General features: G+C 64.8%; 15 protein-coding genes. 9 read left to right on the top strand and 6 right to left on the bottom strand.

Features of this window, described 5'->3' with window-relative positions:
• Positions 1 to 109: 109 nt before the first annotated feature.
• Both TVD_RS09075 and TVD_RS09070 read left to right on the top strand, forming a co-directional pair.
• A complete protein-coding gene (locus TVD_RS09075) occupies positions 110 to 889 on the top strand; it encodes a nuclease-related domain-containing protein (protein ID WP_047251419.1) in 780 nt (259 codons plus the stop codon).
• A 62-nt stretch (positions 890 to 951) separates the two neighbouring features.
• Positions 952 to 1668 carry a nuclease-related domain-containing protein gene (locus tag TVD_RS09070; protein WP_047251418.1) on the top strand — a complete coding sequence of 239 codons (717 nt, stop codon included), beginning with the start codon at positions 952 to 954 and terminating at the stop codon, positions 1666 to 1668.
• A gap of 124 nt (positions 1669 to 1792) precedes the next feature.
• Here TVD_RS09070 and TVD_RS09065 read toward each other — a convergent pair whose 3' ends face one another.
• A complete protein-coding gene (locus TVD_RS09065) occupies positions 1793 to 2269 on the bottom strand; it encodes an SgcJ/EcaC family oxidoreductase (RefSeq protein WP_047251417.1) in 477 nt (158 codons plus the stop codon).
• 369 nt (positions 2270 to 2638) lie between these two features.
• Between TVD_RS09065 and TVD_RS09060 the strand changes: the two genes are divergently transcribed.
• The 3 genes from TVD_RS09060 (at position 2639) to TVD_RS09050 (ending at position 4877) form a co-directional block, all read left to right on the top strand.
• The gene (locus TVD_RS09060; RefSeq protein ID WP_019594142.1) at positions 2639 to 2959 is read left to right on the top strand and encodes a hypothetical protein; all 321 of its coding nucleotides are present in this window, start codon (positions 2639 to 2641) and stop codon (positions 2957 to 2959) included.
• Positions 2960 to 3202: 243 nt separating this feature from the next.
• Positions 3203 to 4156: a DMT family transporter gene (locus TVD_RS09055; RefSeq protein ID WP_047251416.1), complete on the top strand. Its 954-nt coding sequence runs from the start codon at positions 3203 to 3205 to the stop codon at positions 4154 to 4156.
• 160 nt (positions 4157 to 4316) lie between these two features.
• Positions 4317 to 4877, top strand: a complete 561-nt coding sequence (locus tag TVD_RS09050; protein WP_047251415.1) for a hypothetical protein — start codon at positions 4317 to 4319, stop codon at positions 4875 to 4877.
• Between the two features lie 214 nt (positions 4878 to 5091).
• On the opposite strand, the gene TVD_RS14290 is transcribed toward TVD_RS09050, so the two are convergent.
• From TVD_RS14290 to TVD_RS09030, 4 genes are all read right to left on the bottom strand, one after another.
• Positions 5092 to 5424, bottom strand: coding sequence for a cupin domain-containing protein (locus TVD_RS14290; RefSeq protein ID WP_082119113.1), 333 nt, complete (start codon positions 5422 to 5424; stop codon positions 5092 to 5094).
• Between the two features lie 42 nt (positions 5425 to 5466).
• Positions 5467 to 6741, bottom strand: coding sequence for a hypothetical protein (locus TVD_RS09040; RefSeq protein ID WP_047251413.1), 1275 nt, complete (start codon positions 6739 to 6741; stop codon positions 5467 to 5469).
• Between the two features lie 308 nt (positions 6742 to 7049).
• A complete protein-coding gene (locus TVD_RS09035) occupies positions 7050 to 7445 on the bottom strand; it encodes a sulfur globule family protein (RefSeq protein ID WP_047251412.1) in 396 nt (131 codons plus the stop codon).
• A gap of 588 nt (positions 7446 to 8033) precedes the next feature.
• Positions 8034 to 8507 (bottom strand): SgcJ/EcaC family oxidoreductase, encoded by a 474-nt coding sequence (locus TVD_RS09030; protein ID WP_047251411.1) that lies wholly within the window; start codon positions 8505 to 8507, stop codon positions 8034 to 8036.
• Positions 8508 to 8789: 282 nt separating this feature from the next.
• Here TVD_RS09030 and TVD_RS09025 point away from each other — a divergent pair, with 282 nt between their 5' ends.
• A complete protein-coding gene (locus TVD_RS09025) occupies positions 8790 to 9584 on the top strand; it encodes a DODA-type extradiol aromatic ring-opening family dioxygenase (protein WP_047251410.1) in 795 nt (264 codons plus the stop codon).
• 70 nt (positions 9585 to 9654) lie between these two features.
• Here TVD_RS09025 and TVD_RS09020 read toward each other — a convergent pair whose 3' ends face one another.
• Positions 9655 to 11187 carry an L-lactate permease gene (locus TVD_RS09020; RefSeq protein WP_018175704.1) on the bottom strand — a complete coding sequence of 511 codons (1533 nt, stop codon included), beginning with the start codon at positions 11185 to 11187 and terminating at the stop codon, positions 9655 to 9657.
• A 212-nt stretch (positions 11188 to 11399) separates the two neighbouring features.
• Here TVD_RS09020 and TVD_RS09015 point away from each other — a divergent pair, with 212 nt between their 5' ends.
• The 3 genes from TVD_RS09015 (at position 11400) to TVD_RS09005 (ending at position 16569) form a co-directional block, all read left to right on the top strand.
• A complete protein-coding gene (locus TVD_RS09015) occupies positions 11400 to 13859 on the top strand; it encodes an EAL domain-containing protein (protein ID WP_047251409.1) in 2460 nt (819 codons plus the stop codon).
• Positions 13860 to 14027: 168 nt separating this feature from the next.
• Positions 14028 to 14669 carry a hypothetical protein gene (locus TVD_RS09010; protein WP_047251408.1) on the top strand — a complete coding sequence of 214 codons (642 nt, stop codon included), beginning with the start codon at positions 14028 to 14030 and terminating at the stop codon, positions 14667 to 14669.
• Positions 14670 to 15045: 376 nt separating this feature from the next.
• Positions 15046 to 16569 carry an NAD(P)H-dependent oxidoreductase gene (locus TVD_RS09005; RefSeq protein WP_047251407.1) on the top strand — a complete coding sequence of 508 codons (1524 nt, stop codon included), beginning with the start codon at positions 15046 to 15048 and terminating at the stop codon, positions 16567 to 16569.
• Positions 16570 to 16627: the final 58 nt, after the last annotated feature.

Genomic DNA, 16627 nt, shown 5'->3' with positions numbered 1-16627 from the left:
GGATCTGGCGCACGAATGAGTGGCTTCCCAAGAAGACGGCAACCTGATCTTCGTGGGGGCCGACGCTGTGTCCAGCTTTACTAGCCCGGAGAGCCAAGAAGGGGATGTGATGGATATCAATCTGGGCGGGGCATTTCTGGAGGGGATGCTGCGATTCTGGTGGGCCTGGATCCTGGTCGGACTGTTCGCCATCGGTCGGCTGCCGATGGTAAAGGGCTGGGTGGGTGAGCTTGTGGTTCGCCTGATTCTGTCGGTTGGGCTGGACGGCAAGGCGGGGCACGCGCTTCACGATGTCACGCTGGAGACGGGCGACGGCACGACGCAGGTGGACCATGTGCTGGTGTCCCGCTTCGGCATTTTCGTCATCGAGACGAAGAATATGCGCGGGTGGATCTTTGGCGATGCGCGGCAGGCTCAATGGACGCAACGTTTCTACCGCCGGTCGTTTCGCTTCCAGAATCCGCTGCGCCAGAACTACCGGCATGAACGGGCGATTTCCGATGCGCTGCAGGTCGAGCCCGAGACGATCCATTCGGTGGTGGTCTTTGTCGGCAGCAGTCGTTTCAAGACGCCGATGCCCGAGAACGTGGTCCGGGGCCTGGGGCTGCTGGGCTACATCCGTTCGTTCCGCACGAAGGTGTGGAGCGATGACGAGGTGCAGGCCCTGGTGGACCAGCTGAACGGTCGCCGGCTGGAGCCTTCTCGGCATACGCACCGGGCCCACGTGCAGCAGCTACGCGAACGGCATGAGGCCCCGGCGGGGCCGGCCTGTCCGAAATGCGGCGAGGCGATGATGAAGCGGAAGGCACGTCGCGGCTCCAGGGTCGGCCAGGAGTTCTGGGGGTGTACGCAGTATCCCGGCTGCCGCGGAACGAAGCCGGTCCAGTAGTCGGGCTCAATCTGGCATCGTGGAGGCGTTCGATTCGTTCCGGAAATGAAAAGGAAGGGGCCATGGCGAATACTCGGTATGTGACCGCGAATCGATTGACTGAGGAGTCGAAGGCGATTCAGGCGAAGGGGCGGAATCTGGTCCTGATCCTGGGCCTTCCGGTCGCGGTTGCGGCCTTCTTCATTCATCCGCTCGTAGGGCTCGTAGCGCTTGCGGGCGTGGCGGCCCTGTATGGCAGCATCGGTGGCAGTGCGGTGATCGAGGCGGGAGCGCGCGGCGAGGATGCGGCCCTGGACTGGCTTTCGAAGCTCCCGGATTCATTTGCGATCTTCAATCAGGTGGATCTGCCCAGCGAACAGTCCCGCACCGGGATGGTGGAGGCCGACCTGGTGGTGACCGGACCGGAGGCGGTGTTCGTGATCGAGGTGAAGCACAACAACGGGGCGATCGACTGTGACGAGAGCCGGTCGCAATGGACCGTGAGCAAGACGGGGCGTCGCGGAAACCGCTATGGCAAGGAGATGCGCAATCCCATCAGGCAGGTGAAGAAGCAGGTGTGGTTGCTGAGTGAATATCTGAAGAGCCGCAAGGCGAAGCGCTGGATCCAGCCGATCGTGCTGTTCACCCACCCGGATGTCTCGCTGGGGCGTTCGTCCGACCTGTCGGTACCCGTGCTCACCGGCCCCGAGGTGGTCGAGTACATCCGGAACTTCAAGCCGGAGCGGCCGCGCCCGGTGAAGGAGAACACGGTGCAGGCCATCGCGACCCTGAAGGGCTGAATCGGCCAGAGAAATAGCGGCGCCGGACCACGCTAAGAGTTGAATATCTATGGGGTCAGAGCTTGCCGTTTGCCCCTGGAGGGTTCCGGCGGGGACGAAAGGCCAGGTCTGATCCCGACGGCTGCTATGGGTGCACGGCGGTGTTTTGTCCGAACTGGATCTGCCAGCCGTGGTGATCGTGGCGTTCGAACAGGAAGCTCATACGCGTGTGCAGCTCGCCGTCGCCGCGGTCCGGCAGACCGTCCGGCATGGATTCAATGCCCGAAACCCGAAACATGACTTCTGCGAAGGCGGTGTCGTCGCCGAGCAGGATGATGTCCTGTACGTCGACGCTTAGCGAGGTTCCGGCAAAGGGGCCCTGCAGCAAGTCCGTATGCCGTTGTGCATTGCTCGAACGGTCCTCGAGGCGTGTGCCGACCAGATTGATCACCCCGGCATTCTCCGCATAGTCGCGTGCCCAGGCCTCGCCATCGCCGGCTTCCCATGCGGCCCCCTTGGCCTCCAGGATGCGCTGGATCTCGCCGTCGTCGGCCCAAGCAGCAGGGGCCGCCATGAGTGCGGCCAGGGGCAAGGCGATCAGTAGGAACGGTTTCATGGACATGCAAGCTCCGGATGGTGTTTGTGACAGGCGCTCCTTGTGTACAGGAGTGTCGGCCTGAGTGCCAGTGAGCCCGCGCTATGGGGTCTACTTCGGATTTGGCAGGCCGGCGTCGCCAGAGGAGCAGCCGCGGCGCCTTCCCGCACAAATCGGCCCCGCCGCGTCGGCTTGAGTGGCGCAAAGGATGTGCGAGCAACAAAGGACACCAACGATCTTCGTTATGTTTGACACCGTACGGACTGCAGCCTGACATCAGCCCATTTTGGCGGAAAGTGGAAGGGGCCTGGCATCAAAGCAAGGGCCGGAAGGCGCCTCGTATGCTGGGCATGGATCGCGTGCCACTACGCGGGATATTCGGATGGAAGGAGTGACATGATGGCCAGAGACAATTTGCCGACCGTGGATTGGGAGCGAGGCGAGAACACGGATCGGGTGAAGATGCAGGTAATGCGCGAGGAGCCCGTCATCCTGCAGATGCCATCGGGCATGGACTGGTCGGTGGACGGGGGTGAGTTCAAGTGCACAGCCGATCCCGACCGAGGGATGCAATGCGACTGCGAAGGCGGCCTGTTGCGGAAACTGGCGGAGCTCAACAATATGCCAGAGCTGAAGGAAATCGCGGACGCCTGCGAGTATTCGAGTTCCCGCGTCGATATCGACCCCGCCGGCGCGCGCATCATCGTCCACGACTGATTTGCAGGGGAGCTGCGAGGGCGGCAAGGGCTCAGGCCGTCCTTTCGAGCCGCGCCTCCATCCCAGGGGCAAGGGCTTCTCCAATGTCCCGCGCTCGTTGATGTCTCCCAACATCACGACGCGCGGCGCTGTTATATTGTGCGGCGTTTCGCTGACCCATCGCGGGGTCAACGCGAAACATGTCGCCGACCAGCAGATCGACGGGTCGGGACTCACTCACGACCCACGATAGGGACTGGCTGAATGGCACAGGGCGCACCGACCCCGCTGAGGTCGCTTTCATCCGAAAAAGTGGTGGGTCTGAGCACGCTGTTCGTCGCCCTGGCGGCGTTTTCCTGGGGGCTGTCCGGCGGGATTGGGGGCATTCTCACGGGCCAGGGTTGGGATCCGGTGGTGGTGTCGTTCTACCGGGGCGCGATCGGGCTGCTGTTCGTGCTCGCCTGGCTTGCGATTCGCCCGCATGGCAGCGGATTGGCCAGTGGCCGCATGTGGTTCTGGTCGGCGATCGCCGGCCTGGGGGTTGCGGGCAACTTCACCTTCTACTTCCTGAGCATCGCCGAGGGCAGTGTCGCGGTGGCTGCGACACTGATGTACTGCGCGCCGGTATTCGTTTATCTCGTCTCTTTTGCACTTGGGCTCGAAAAACCCACCCTGTTCAAGTGGGTCGCGATCGCGATGGTCATGCTGGGTGTGGTGCTGCTGACGGGTATTTACGATATCGGTGCCGGTGACGTGACGCCGATCGCCGCCGGGGCCGGTCTGGCTTCCGGGCTGTCCTACGCGGTCTTTATCTTCGGCTTCAAGTTCGCGGCACCCCACGGCAGCCCGCAGGCGATTCTGGTGATTGCGTTCGCGGTACTGGTCGTCATCCTGTTCGGGCTGGGCGATCCCGACCAGACCGTGGCTGTGCTGAGCACGCCGAGCTGGCCGTTGTTCGTGATACTGGGCGTGCTGGGCGCCGGATTGTCGTTCATTTTCTACATCATCGGCCTGAACCACACGGCACCCGCCGTCGCGTCCATCGTGGCGATGGTCGAGCCGGTGACTGCGTCGCTGTTCGGCGTGGTGTTCCTGAGCGAGACCCTGGGCGCACTCCAGGTCTTTGGCATGGGATTGATCCTGCTGACCGTGACCGCCCTGAGCGTCTATTCCAGCTCGCAGAAGCAATCGGTTCCGCCCCAGCCACGCGCTGACTAGCGCTTGGACGCGACCTCGTCGCTCTAAGCGCTACCAAGATCCGACCATGGTCCCGGGGCAACCCGGGCTGGTCATGGTGCGGGGTCCGCACCGCACCTCTCTCCCGCCTCTTCCAGACGGCCTGTTGGTCGGTAAACGCATGATTGTTCGAGGATGCACGATGAAACCCAGGCTCATTTTGATCATGCTTCCAGCCCTGTTGGCAGGCTGTGGTGGTTCCGCCGAACCCTACAAGGACCGAGAGGCCGCCTATGATCGGTCTTCTGAATGCCATCAGGCTCGCGAAGACTCGGAAGACTGTCGGTTGGCTTACGAGGCACTAATCGAGATCGAAAGAGCATCGACCGAGGACGGCGAAATCGATGCCTACAAGGAAAAGTATTGCAGTGGGCTGAGCCACGATGATCTTCTCTGTGAGGTTGGGAAGGTGATTAGTCTAAGAATCGATCAGGAGCAGAGCGCGCGGGTTCAGGCGAGGGTCGAACATTATTTAGGCAATCGATCCGAGCTTAGAGATCAATATAACGAGTGCGGAAGTATGTACTACGAGGAGGCCGGTCTGGAACGCGATGGTGCCTGGATCGGGGCGGCGGGTGTGCGCAAGCTGCATCGAGCCAAGAGTGCGTTCAGCGACGAATTTAACGAGGAATGCCGGGTGGCGGCGGATGCGGCAAATCGCCTTAAGATTGAATTTGCGGATTATTTCGTAAAGGTTCTATGAGGTGGCACGCCTTGCGGCCAGGGGCGGCGTGCGTTCCGGTTGCGGCGTTTGCCGCGCGCGAGACGAGGCGTCGTACGGGCGACAGCAATGGGCTCGGTCGGATCCGCGGAGTTGGGCCCGGGGGGGCTCTGCTCGAGCCCGCAGAAGCAGGCGGTTCCTTCTCAACCAGGTGCCGAGTGGCGCCTGGGCCGGGAACCCGGCCCGGTGGATCAGGCTATCGCGGGTGATAGATGGTCACCAGGACTGACGCGTCTTCCAGCGCCGTGAGGGCATGGGGCTGACCCCCATTCAGGTAGATCAGGGCGCCGGCGGTGAGCCGCTGGGGTCGGTCTTCCCCGATGCGGAAATCGACCGAGCCTTCCAGGCATTGGACCGTGATCTCTCCGGGTACGGCGTGATCACTGAACTCTTCGCCTTTGGGGAGCACGACGCGGAAGACTTGCAAGTGTTCCGAACGCAGCAGCGTTGCACTTTTTGATCCGCGCAGTTCTTTCCCCAGGGGGCGGACGTCCACGATCTCTCCGGGTGTAGCGTGGTGCAATGCCATGTTGTGCTCCAGCAGTTTTCTGCAATGGCGGCCGCGCAGGCCTCAGCGGAGTGGGCGCACCTCGGCAATGTCGGACAGCGCGATTGGCACGACCATGTAGCCGCTGCCGAAGCGTCGGCGCACACGGATGTGCTCCTCCTCGATTCCGAGCAGTTCGCCATCGCGGGCGCGCCCGTCGGCGAGCTGGATGCGGAGATTGCGGCCGATGTGGTCGCCCAGTGCATTCAGTGCGATGTTCGGGACAGGCGATAAATCGGGTGCCGTGGCCGAGGCGGCCGGGCCCGTGTTCAAGTTCGTATTCTCGGTCGTCGTCGGTCTGGCGGGGCCCGGGGTGACGGGGCGCAGATCGACGCGACCGTAGTGTTTTCCGGCCACGGTCAGGCTGGACTCGACCCGACGTAGCAGGTGGGTCGGGGTGTCGACGTTGGCCCAGAGCAGCGCCGGGTTGTCGATCGGGCCGATACGCAGCGAAACGTCCTTGGGATCCTCGATGAAGCGTCCGTAGGCATCGACCATGGCGGGCCCGGGCTGCACGCCGAAGGGGCGCCAGGCCTCGACCCAGGCGCCTTTGTGGTGCTCGGTATAGTCCTCGAGAGCCATCTCCATCTCGTTTGCGCAGAACTCCATCAGTGCAGGGTAGTACCCGCGGTCCGCGTACCCCACGGTCAAGGATTGTAGCGAGGCGGTCATTAGCGCCGGAGCGAGATCGCGGGCCCGGTTCGAGGCGGCCTGGATGTCGAAGCGTCCGGTGGAGGTGCCCTGGCCCAGTGGGCCCATGCCGAACGTGCTGTGCACGGTCAAACTGTTGCGGTCCTCTTCGAGGTGGTAGTGGGCGCCGAAGTCCAGCGGGATGTCGCGATAGCCGAGTTCGGCCATCAGCGCATCCGGCGGGGCGGCCTGATAGGCCCCGCAGCCGGCGGTGTCGAGCCACAGCGCAGGCGTGTCGCCCTGCGCGCCTGCGGCGATGCCGGCCGGCAGGGTCAGCCCGTGCACGGAAAACCCGAGCTGCCGCGGCAGGCGTCGGGCATCCAGCGTGTGCCGAAGCCGGGCGAGACGCCACAGGTTTCCGGCTTCCAGGGTGATGCGGTCCGCCCGCATGCGGCCGATGGCCGTGTTGTTGGGTTCAAACAGCAGCCCGTTGACGTGCAGTTCGCCCCCGAGGCCGATGCCGACGTCGGAGTAGTGCAGCGTGCCGAGCGGCTGGAGCATCTCCACCATGTCGTCGAGCTTCTGCTCGACCTGCCGGACCTCGTAGTGGTAATACCCGACCCCTGCGGCGGCGACCACGAGGCCGCCCACAATCAGTTTCCCTGGCATGTTCTCTCCCTGTGTTGACTCATCCGGGCCACGCGATAGAGGACCCGGCAGCGGGATTGCCTTGTCCCGCGCCAACAAGATACCCACTCCGGGATCGTTCCGCACTCCGGTTGAGGCAGGCCATTCGTATGGAGTCGAACCTTGCGCGTTGTCTCTCGCGAGATGGCTCTGCGCAGGGATCAGCAGAGGACAGCCATGATCTTTTGGGAGCGAGGGCCGGCGGAACTCGGGGTGAGAAAACGTGACCGGCCCGGCCTGCCATGGGCAGACCGGGCCGGTTGGTTATCGGCCGGAAGGCGCGATCGCGATCAGTTGTCCTGACCTTCAGCCTGATCCGCGGCCATCTGTTGCGGAGCCCAGGCTGCACCCTGGTAGGGGGCGGGGTGGTAATACGGGGCATAGCCATAACGCGGGTAGTAGTTCCCGTAGTGACGGCCGTAGTAGTCGCCGTATCCATGCCCGCTGCCGTATCCATGGCCGCGACCGCGCATGCTGAAGTCGAAGTCGCCGAACATGTCGCCGAGGCCGAACCAGTCACCTACGCCACGACCCCAGCCGGGACCGTACCCGTAGCCGGGACCGTAGTAGGGGCCATAATTCGGGGCGTGATAGCCGGGACCCCACCACTGGGCCGAGGCCTGCATCGGGATCGCAAAGGCGCCGATCAGCGCCGCGGTAGAAAGAGCTTTGGCCAGCTTGTTCATGGCAATACCTCCTCAAGTTAACAACCACTTAAACAAGACCAAATGTCTCGGGGCATTCGGGGCCCCGCCTGCTGGAGGGCGGGGTTTTGGGCCCGCCAGTACCTAGCGGCTTGCATCGTAAAAGAAGAAAATCCAGATAATCTGATATAGGTCAATTTCTTGACGGAAAGTTGGCCTTTTGGTGGGGGTTGGCTGCGGGTAGCGTCGAAAAGTCGACGATTTCGAGGGTCGCTGACCGGCATCTCCCTGAATCTCAGGGCGAGATTGCGGATGCCATGCCGTTGATCGCGGCCCGGGATAGTCCGGTTTTCAGCAGCGCAGGGGATGCAAAGGCCGCCTTCCGAGGGGGCCGATGGCCACGTGATGGCGGTGGAGACGAGAGCACCGCTGGCGCGCAGCCGGGTGTATGCGGGGTGGAACATGGTGCGGGCGGGAGTGGTCTCGCATCCATCGGAGTGGGCGCGGGGCGGACATGGCGAGACCCAGGCGTCACCACCTGAACGCTACCGCGTCATTGCCGGTGGAGACGAAGCCAGAGGGTCTCCATGATCTAGTTCGCCGCGGTGCCGGTATGCCGGTTCCGCGCGCCTACCGATGCACGGCGGTGTTTTGCCCGAACCGAATCTGCCAGCCGTGATGACCATCGTGTTCGAGCAGGAAGCTCATGCGTGTGTGCAGGACGCCGTCCCCCCGGTCCGGGAGGCCCGCAGGCATGGACGCGATGTTCGAGACCCGCAACAGGGCCTCGGCGAAGGCCGTGTCATCGCTCAGCATGGTGATGTCCTGAACGTCCACGCTGAGCGACGTTCCGGCAAAGGGGCCCTGCAGGACTTCGGTATGCCGTTTGGCATTGGTCGCGCGATCATTGAAACGCGTCCCGAACAGGTTCACGAGCCCCGCATCTTCCTGATAATCGCGTGCCCAGGCCTCGCCGTCGCCGGCGTCCCATGCGGCCTCTTTTGCCTCGAGGATGCGCTGGATCTCGCCCGGGTCTGCCCACGCATGGGCCGACGTCAATGCGGCCAATGGCAAAGCGGCTAGTAGAAACCATTTCCTGGACATGCAGCCTCCGGATGTTGGGGGTGACACACGTTTCCGGTGTACACGAAAAGCTGGATGCACGCCAGTTGCGGGAAGCGGGTTGCACGACGAGACTGACGGTTGGGGTGACGGGCCCAGTCCTGAACCGGACGATCAGTGCAGGGCGGTCGTTGGTCTGGCAGTGACTGCGGGCGCTTGTGGGTCCCAGGGGTGCAGGTCTCAGCGTTGATGGACACGGGCGCAGGTAGGCAGCGGGCTTGTGTGGGTGACCGGACGACCGGGATGCAACGGCGGGAGCGAATGATGGACAAGACGCAGGCGTTGTTTTTGTCCCATGGCGGCGGGCCGCTGCCACTGCTGGGGGACCCAGGGCACACGGCCATGGTGGAGAATCTGGAGGGTCTGGCCGGGCGCGTGCGGGTGCCCGATGCGCTGGTGGTGGTGAGTGCGCACTGGGAGGCGTCGGTGCCGACCATCACGTCCGGGGCGAATCCGGGGCTGATCTACGACTACCACGGGTTTCTCCCGGAGTCGTACACCATCGAGTATCCCTGCCCGGGCGAGCCGGCACTGGCCGCGGAGGTTCATCGACGGCTGCAGGAGGCGGGCATCGATGCGCACCTGGACCCGGCGCGAGGGTTCGATCACGGGCTCTTCGTGCCGCTGAAGATCATGTATCCCGAGGCGCAGGTCCCATGCGTTCAGCTTTCCCTGGTGGAGACGCTGGACCCGGCGCAGCATATCGAGATTGGACGGGCTCTGGCAGGGCTGCATGAATCCGGTGTGTGGGTGGTGGGGTCTGGCTTCTCGTTCCACAACCTGCGCGCCTTTTTCACGCCCGATACGCAGGAGGCCCGGCAGCTCAACCAGTCGTTCGAGGCCTGGTTGGAGGCCGTTTGCTGCGGGCGCGCGGACGCGGAAGATGCACGGGCGGCCAAGCTCGTGCACTGGGATGCCGCGCCGGGCGCCCGGTTCTGCCATCCGCGGGCGGAGCACTTGTTGCCGCTGCATGTCTGCTACGGAGTGGCGGGTGGCCCCGCGGCGGAGCGTATCGGGATGCAAATTATGGGCAAGGAGGCCAGTTGTTATCGGTGGTAGCCGAGGCCACGGAAAGGCGCCCCAGTGTCGCCTTGCGGTAACCCGTAGCGCGGGCCGACGCCGCCCCTGGCTACCAGGCGAGTGCCAGCAAGCCGGCCCCGAGGCAGACCACGATGACCGGGATGATGGTCTCGCGGATCACCTGACCCTCGCGCGCCTGCAGACCGGCGGCTCCGGCCGCCATGGCGATGTTGTGCAGCGAGATCATGTTGCCCACCCCGGCGCCGATCAGTTGCAGGGCGAGTACGGTCGGGAGCGCCATGCCCAGGGCATCGGCGGTGTCCGCCTGGAGCTGTGCAAACAGCAGGTTGGAGACGGTCGCGCTTCCGGTCATGAACGAGCCCAGGGCACCGAGGAAGGCACTGAACATCACGAAGGTCCCGCCCAGTGATTCCGCCAGGCCCTGCCCCAGCACCTGTGGCATCGACGGCAGGCCTGCGGCGTTGGAGCCGGAGCTCAGCAGGAGCTGGGTGAGGGCGATGATGAATGCCAGCACGATGGCCGCCACGCGCAGCTTGCCCCAGGTGGCGGCCACCGCCTGACCCAGCGTGGCGCGGCTCACGCGGAACAGGATCAGCGCGGTGAGCAGGGCCAGGCCAAAGTAGAAATAGGGTGTGTACAGCGGGGCCAGGCTCTGCCCCAGCTCGATGCCGTGGAACTCGCCCGGCGACCAACGCACGGACTGCAGGGCCTCGCGCAGCGGCATGATGGTGCGCGAGGCGATCAGCGCGACGGCCATCACCGCGAATGGCACAAACGCCAGCAGCACCCGCCCGACTGGGGCCCGCTCGACCTCTGGGTGCTGTTCGTGCCCAGGTAGCAGGAAGCCGCGATGGGCCGCCAGGGCAATCACCGCCATTGCCACCACGCCGCCGATGATCGCGGGCAGTTCCGGCCCCACCAGCCAGGCAACCAGCAGATAGGGGATGCCGAACGCCAGCGCCGACAGCACGGCGAAGGGCACGAACTCGCGGAAGCGCCCGCGTTCCTCGCCGAGGGTCGCCACCCAGACCATGAACAGCGTAATGAACGGTGCGAGGACGGTGTGGATGACCGCCGTCTGCAACACGGCCGAGCGGGTGGTCTCCGCATCCAGGCCGAGGCCGGCGAAGCCGATGATCACGGGCGTTCCGGCCGCACCGAAGGGGACGGCGGTGCTGTTGCCGATCAGGGCGATGGCGACCGCCTTCAGGGGCCGCATGCCGAAATACACCAACAGCGGTGCCGCCAGTACCGCGGGGGTGCCGAAGCCGGCGATGCCCTCTACGAAACCGACCAGCCCCCACCCCAGCAGCATGGCCAGCACCCGGTGGTCGCGCGAGACGCTGGCGATGACTGACTGGATTGCACTCATGTGCCCGGTCCCGATCATCACGTTCAGCACCAGCAGTGCCATCAGGATGATCAGCAGGACCTCCACGAAAACGATGGCAGCATCCAGCAGACTCGCTACCAGCACCGTGCCCGATATCTGCCAGACCAGAACGGCCAGCACCAGGGTGGCGAGATAGGCGATGGGCGCCGCTTCAAAGGCCGGCCGCCGCAACGGCACCAGCCACACGAACAGCAACACGAACGGCACCAACGTGAGCCAGAACAGCACGATCCCTCTCCCGTTATGCGCAAGGCGTCATCCTAACCCGGGGCTCGGTTCGGGAATAACCGAATCAGGCTGCCACAAGGCCCCTCGGCGTTATGCCCCCCGAAGAGCTCGCTGGGTCGGGCAGCGTCCTGGAGGTCAGGGCCGGACGCTCGGCCCCATGGGCCGTGGATACTTGTCTATAGTGAGGCTGAACTGGTCACGTCCGGGTCTACATGATGCATAACTCCGAAACCCAGTCATCCGGGGGCGCCTCGGATGCCCTTGATACGGACTTCTTGAAGAAACTTCCGAAGGTGGTCGATGACCTCCGGGACCGCTGGTACATCGTGCGCCAGCGCGGGTTCCGGCCACAGGACGTGATGGATGTCCGGGGCATAACGCGGGCTTTGGTGAGTGGCCTGACCGGCTCGGCAATGGATGACTCCTTCACCACCGCTCGCCGGATTGATGAGCGTCTGGCGCAGTATACGTCCACCACGGTGCGTCCCAACCCGGCCGATCTCGAGACCATTGGAGCCCTGGTTCTGCGGCTGCGCGAAAGTGTGCGGGGCGAAGTGCCGTTCGCCGCGTACGACGCCGAGACGGCCGCGCCGGCCCCGACGCTCCAGCGGCCTCTGGTATGCCTGTTCGGGGCGGATGCTTCGCCGGAGAGCGAGACCGCCTTGCTGCTGGGAATACACGGCTATGCGGTTATTGCGTGCGCCGACGAGGCAGCCCTGCCGCATCCGGGCGACACGACCCCACCCGACGTGATGATCGCCGAACTGGCGGCGATGGATGACGCCGAACTGTCGCGGCTTGTCCATCTGCGTGACGGTTCGCTGCCGGGCGTGCCGCTGGTCATCCTGGCGCCAGTCAGCGGAGGAGCAGCAGGACAGGCCGAGCTGCATGTGCTCCGCGCCGGTGCCGATGCCCTGTTGAAGCGGCCCGTAACGGACCTGAACTTGGTGGGGGCCATACGTGGGTTGGTGCAGGACGACTTCCTGACCCCTTACCGGGTGCTGATGCTCGGCGCGGACGCCGGGTCTGTCGAGGAGCCGGCGTCCATGTTGCGGCAGGCCGGGCTGGAGGTAGGTATCAGCGTGGACCCCCTGGAGGTGGTTGATCGAGTGGTGGATGGTCGGCCAGAGGCGGTCGTGATCGCCGGGTCTTTGCCGGGGGTCACCGCGGAGGAGATCGGCCGCCTGCTGTTGCCCCACGACATGTCTCTGGACATCCCCCTGTTGGCTTTGGGTGTGCCGGGGGCACCGGATGGCTCGCCCGGCAACGGGATGCTCGACTACCTGCCGCCCGCCAGTACCGATGCGGACATTGTCTGCCGGGTTCGTGCGCGGGCTGCATGGCACCGCCGTATCCGGTCGCGCGCGCACGGCCAGGCCGTGCGTGATCGCTCGCCGACACTGGTGCATCCCCTGGAGTTCGAGCGTCTCGTGTTATGCCATCTCGACGGCCTTGATCCTGCGCAGGGGGCCGCGGTGGTCCTGCAGTGGGCGTTCGATGACCCGGGGGCACTCCTCGCCCGCCTCGGTCCGATCGACTACCAGCAGACTCGCAACCAGTTCGTGCGCCGGGTTCGCGAGGCCATGGCCCCGGGTGATCTGGTGGTGAGCCATGGTGAGGCGGGCTTGATTGCGATTGCCCAACGCAAGGACGTGAAGGAGATCGTCGAACTCGCGCAACGCGTGCATGAGCAGACTGCCGGTGCCGCTGTGTCCGGTCTCCCGGGTGGAACCGTTGCGGCCAGCATCGGTGTCGGACAGGTGATGTGGGAACGTCCACTCAAGGCTCTGGACCGTGCCATCGCGCTTTGTAGCGAGGCCCGCGACAGCGGCGGCAACCGGGTGCGACTTGATCCGGAGTTGCTGACGCCGGATCTGGAGGTCGAAGAGCGCAATCACTGGCGGCGCACCATTGCCCATGCCATCAAGGAAAAGCGACTGTTCCCGGTGTTTCAGCCGATCGCGAATATCAGTGGGTCCGATCAGATCGAGCGTCACGAGGTGCTGCTGAGAATCCGCGAGCCGAATGGCAAGATCCTGTTGCCGGGACAGTTCGTCGAGATGGCGGAACGGCTCGAGCTCGACCGGCATCTCGATCGCTGGGTTATCAGTAATGCCCTTGGCATCCTCAATGCCCGAACCGTGAGCCATCCGCAGTCGCGGCTGTTTGTGAAGATGTCCCGCGGCTCGCTCGGCGATTCGAGCTTTTTGCCCTGGCTGGGCAAACAACTTGCCGTGCACCCGGTATGGCCGGGAAGCCTGGTTCTGCAACTCCGCGAGGGCGATGTGCTGGGCCGGATGGATCAGCTCTCGGCCTTTGGCGATGCGCTTCGGGATTTGGAGATCCGCATCGCCCTGGAACACTTTGGCGCCAGTACCGATGCCGATACGCGCCGGATGCTTGCCGAAATGCGGCCCGACTACGTCAAGATCGCGCGGGAACTCACCGTGGGGCTGCATCACTCCGCCACGCCTTCGTTACGGCTCAACGGCCTCCTGGGTCAGGCCAAGGAGGTCGGTGCTTACACCATGGCCAGCTATGTGGAGGATGCCGATGGTCTGGCCTTGTTGTGGCAGGCCCAGATCGACCTGGTTCAGGGGAACTTCATCCGGCAGCCAGAGGAAGAGCTGCGCTACGAACTCGAGTTTCCAGGCCTGGACGACGCGGGCTGATCGGCTCGGTCAGACAGGACAGTACGCCTGCGAAGGCTGGCGGTCAGGCTGGCAAGGCGCAGGGGGGGGCACGAGCAACGGATGGTCCAGGACGGTAGGATCGGCAGGCGGGGTCGCCAGGCCCCGCAGCGACGGACCGTTCCAATCACATGACGCAGGGAGGCGTTCATGATTCTTCTGGTTGTATACAGTTTCGCGGTACTGGCCGCATTGGTGATGCTGTTGTCGCGACGGCGCGCCGCGCTTGGCGTGCGGGTATTGTATGCCTTCGCGACCTTGGCGCTGCCCTTTGCCACGGTATTGCTCGCGCATGCGCTGAACGGTGGCGAGGCATCCGGGGCGGGGGCTTTCGGGCTGGTGCTGTTCGCGTTCCTTGGCAGCCCGTTGTTGATGTGGTGGGTGTTTGCCTATCGCCACCCTGCAGGGGTCTCCGAGGACCCTGCTGAGAGGGGCATCGCGCCGGGCTCACCGGCGCCGGAAGCGGTCAGGTCGGCCGCGCCGGATGCCGTCCAGGAGTCCGTGGTGGCCGCGGCACAGCGGTCGACTGCGCGGATGCACCCCTTCCGCCGTGCGGCGATGGTGCAGACGCCGGGGGCGCTCCTGCTGGGATTGGGACTGGCCGAGAAGCTCGGGGATAATGACGGTCCGATCTTTCCGTTTCTGGCGAATGGCTGGCTGGTCGACGGCATGCTGGTGCTGGGGGCGGTTCTGTTTGCCGTATCGCTCCGGATGATCGTCGCGGAACTGCGCCGGCCGTCCGAACCGCAACGGGATACCGATGCGCTCGGAATCCGTAACCCGCGTCGCTGAGCCACCCGCAGACGCAGGTCGCCGCGACCGCTTCTTGTGAACTCTTTAACGGAACGGCGCTTCTGCGTATGACGGATCGGTAGCAAGCCTCTCCGGCGCGGGCTATGTTCTGGGTGGAGCCGCTGTGGTGGACGAATTCCTCGACTCGCGGGATCGGCGCTAAAACGGCCGGTCGGCGCGGACGGAGGACTTGTGTGGGGTCGTGGGTATGAATGATTAGCGCGGTGCGGAGGGTTTCGTCATGCAGGGATACGTCGTCGGCAGGGTGGAATCCGATTCGCGGGCAGGGCCTGGCTTGCGGTACCCATGACGTCGGTGGTTGTTACCGTGGCGGGCTGGGGGACGAAGGTATGACCACCGCACGGAGTGACCCCGCTTGAAGGTGCTCGTCATCCTCGGCCACCCGCGCACCGATAGCCTGTGCGGGGCGCTGGCCGAAGCCTACAGCGAAGGGGCGCGCGCGGCCGGGACCGAGGTGCAGTCCCTGAATCTGGCGAGCCTGGAGTTTGATCCGCACGTCCACACCCCTTCGCCCAATCAGCAGCCACTCGAAAAGGATCTGGAGGCCGCACGCGGCCTCGTCGAGTGGGCTGATCATCTGGTGTTTGTCTATCCCACCTGGTGGGGCACCATGCCGGCGCTGCTCAAGGGGTTTCTGGACCGGATCATGACGCCGGAATTCGCCTTTCGCTCCTGCGAGGGCGGTACCGGGTACGAAGGGTTGCTGCAGGGCCGATCGGCGCAACTGATCACGACCATGGATACGCCGCCGCTGATCCACCGGCTGGTTTATCGCCAGCCAGGTGCCAATGCGATGGCGCGCGCCACGCTGGGGTTCTGTGGGGTCCGGCCGGTGCGCTCGTTGATGTTCGGTTCGGTGCGCCATAGCGACGAGGCCCAGCGCAAAGCCTGGTTGCAGCGCGCACGCCAGGAAGGGCTGCGTCTGGCCAAGGGGCGCGAAAGTGCGGGTGAGTGGCTTGCGCACAAGGCCGGTGCCTGGCTCCAGGCGTTGCGCTTGCAGTTCTATCCGATGACCTTTGTGGCCTACGCGGTGGGGGCGCTGGTGGCCGCCCCGGCGGGTGGGGTGTTCGGCAATCCGGTGTTCTGGCTCGGGTACCTGTGCCTGTTTCTATTGGAAGTGGCCACGGTGCTGGTGAACGAACGCGTGGACTTTGGCTCGGACCGGCAAAACCGGTTCTATGGTCCCTTTACCGGTGGGTCGCGTGTGCTGGTGGAGGGGCTGTTGTCCGCGCGCGAGCTGGGCGTGGGGATTGCCGTCGCGCTGGTGGGCTTCGCCCTCGCGTTTGTTGCATTGCTGGCGACCGCACCCGGAGATTCGGGGCCGATCCTGACGGTGATGGCCGTCCTCGCGATTCTGGCAATCGGCTACACGGCGGCGCCGCTGAAGCTTAGCTATCGGGGGCTGGGCGAGCTCGATGTCGCGCTTACGCACAGCCTGGGCGTGCTGCTGTGCGGCTATGTGTTCCTGGCGGGCGACTGGACCGCGTCCTTGCCCTGGCTGTTGAGCCTGCCGCTGTTCCTGGCGATTGTGCCGTCGATCACGCTATCCGGGATTCCCGACCGCGAGGCGGACGCCGCGGTGGGCAAGGGCACCCTGGCCGTGCGCCTGGGGAACGACGGTGCGCTTTGGGTGGCGTTGTCGTTCACCATCCTGGCGGCCGCCAGCGGCGCGTCGTTCGATGCGCTGGGATGGGCGCAGGGGGCCTATGCCGGGATCGGGTATGTGGTGGTCCCGTATGCCGCCTGGCTGGTCTGGCTCCTGTGGCGTGCGCTGCACCGCGAAGGCCCCAGGGGCCGCATTGACGGATTGATGGCGGCATCCCTGGGCTATGTGCTCTGGTTCGGGCTGTTCCCCCTGGTGAACCTGGTCATGGGCTGATGGTGGTAGCTCCAGGGGGATAATGGGAGGAGCCATCGGGGGCCCGTGCTTGGTACGC

Source organism: Thioalkalivibrio versutus, from assembly GCF_001020955.1.
GTDB lineage: Bacteria > Pseudomonadota > Gammaproteobacteria > Ectothiorhodospirales > Ectothiorhodospiraceae > Thioalkalivibrio > Thioalkalivibrio versutus.
Note: the sequence above shows the minus strand (reverse complement) of the source record. Positions and strands in the feature narration are given on the sequence as shown.

Bases quoted from the DNA above. Each gene is read 5' to 3' on its own strand.
- TVD_RS09015 (WP_047251409.1), top strand. From the start codon at position 11,400: ATGATGCATAACTCCGAAACCCAGTCATCCGGGGGCGCCTCGGATGCC.
- TVD_RS09035 (WP_047251412.1), bottom strand. From the start codon at position 7,445: ATGAACAAGCTGGCCAAAGCTCTTTCTACCGCGGCGCTGATCGGCGCC.
- TVD_RS09010 (WP_047251408.1), top strand. From the start codon at position 14,028: ATGATTCTTCTGGTTGTATACAGTTTCGCGGTACTGGCCGCATTGGTG.
- TVD_RS09040 (WP_047251413.1), bottom strand. From the start codon at position 6,741: ATGCCAGGGAAACTGATTGTGGGCGGCCTCGTGGTCGCCGCCGCAGGG.
- TVD_RS09055 (WP_047251416.1), top strand. From the start codon at position 3,203: ATGGCACAGGGCGCACCGACCCCGCTGAGGTCGCTTTCATCCGAAAAA.
- TVD_RS09025 (WP_047251410.1), top strand. From the start codon at position 8,790: ATGGACAAGACGCAGGCGTTGTTTTTGTCCCATGGCGGCGGGCCGCTG.
- TVD_RS09050 (WP_047251415.1), top strand. From the start codon at position 4,317: ATGAAACCCAGGCTCATTTTGATCATGCTTCCAGCCCTGTTGGCAGGC.
- TVD_RS14290 (WP_082119113.1), bottom strand. From the start codon at position 5,424: ATGGCATTGCACCACGCTACACCCGGAGAGATCGTGGACGTCCGCCCC.
- TVD_RS09075 (WP_047251419.1), top strand. From the start codon at position 110: ATGGATATCAATCTGGGCGGGGCATTTCTGGAGGGGATGCTGCGATTC.
- TVD_RS09060 (WP_019594142.1), top strand. From the start codon at position 2,639: ATGATGGCCAGAGACAATTTGCCGACCGTGGATTGGGAGCGAGGCGAG.
- TVD_RS09065 (WP_047251417.1), bottom strand. From the start codon at position 2,269: ATGTCCATGAAACCGTTCCTACTGATCGCCTTGCCCCTGGCCGCACTC.
- TVD_RS09070 (WP_047251418.1), top strand. From the start codon at position 952: ATGGCGAATACTCGGTATGTGACCGCGAATCGATTGACTGAGGAGTCG.
- TVD_RS09030 (WP_047251411.1), bottom strand. From the start codon at position 8,507: ATGTCCAGGAAATGGTTTCTACTAGCCGCTTTGCCATTGGCCGCATTG.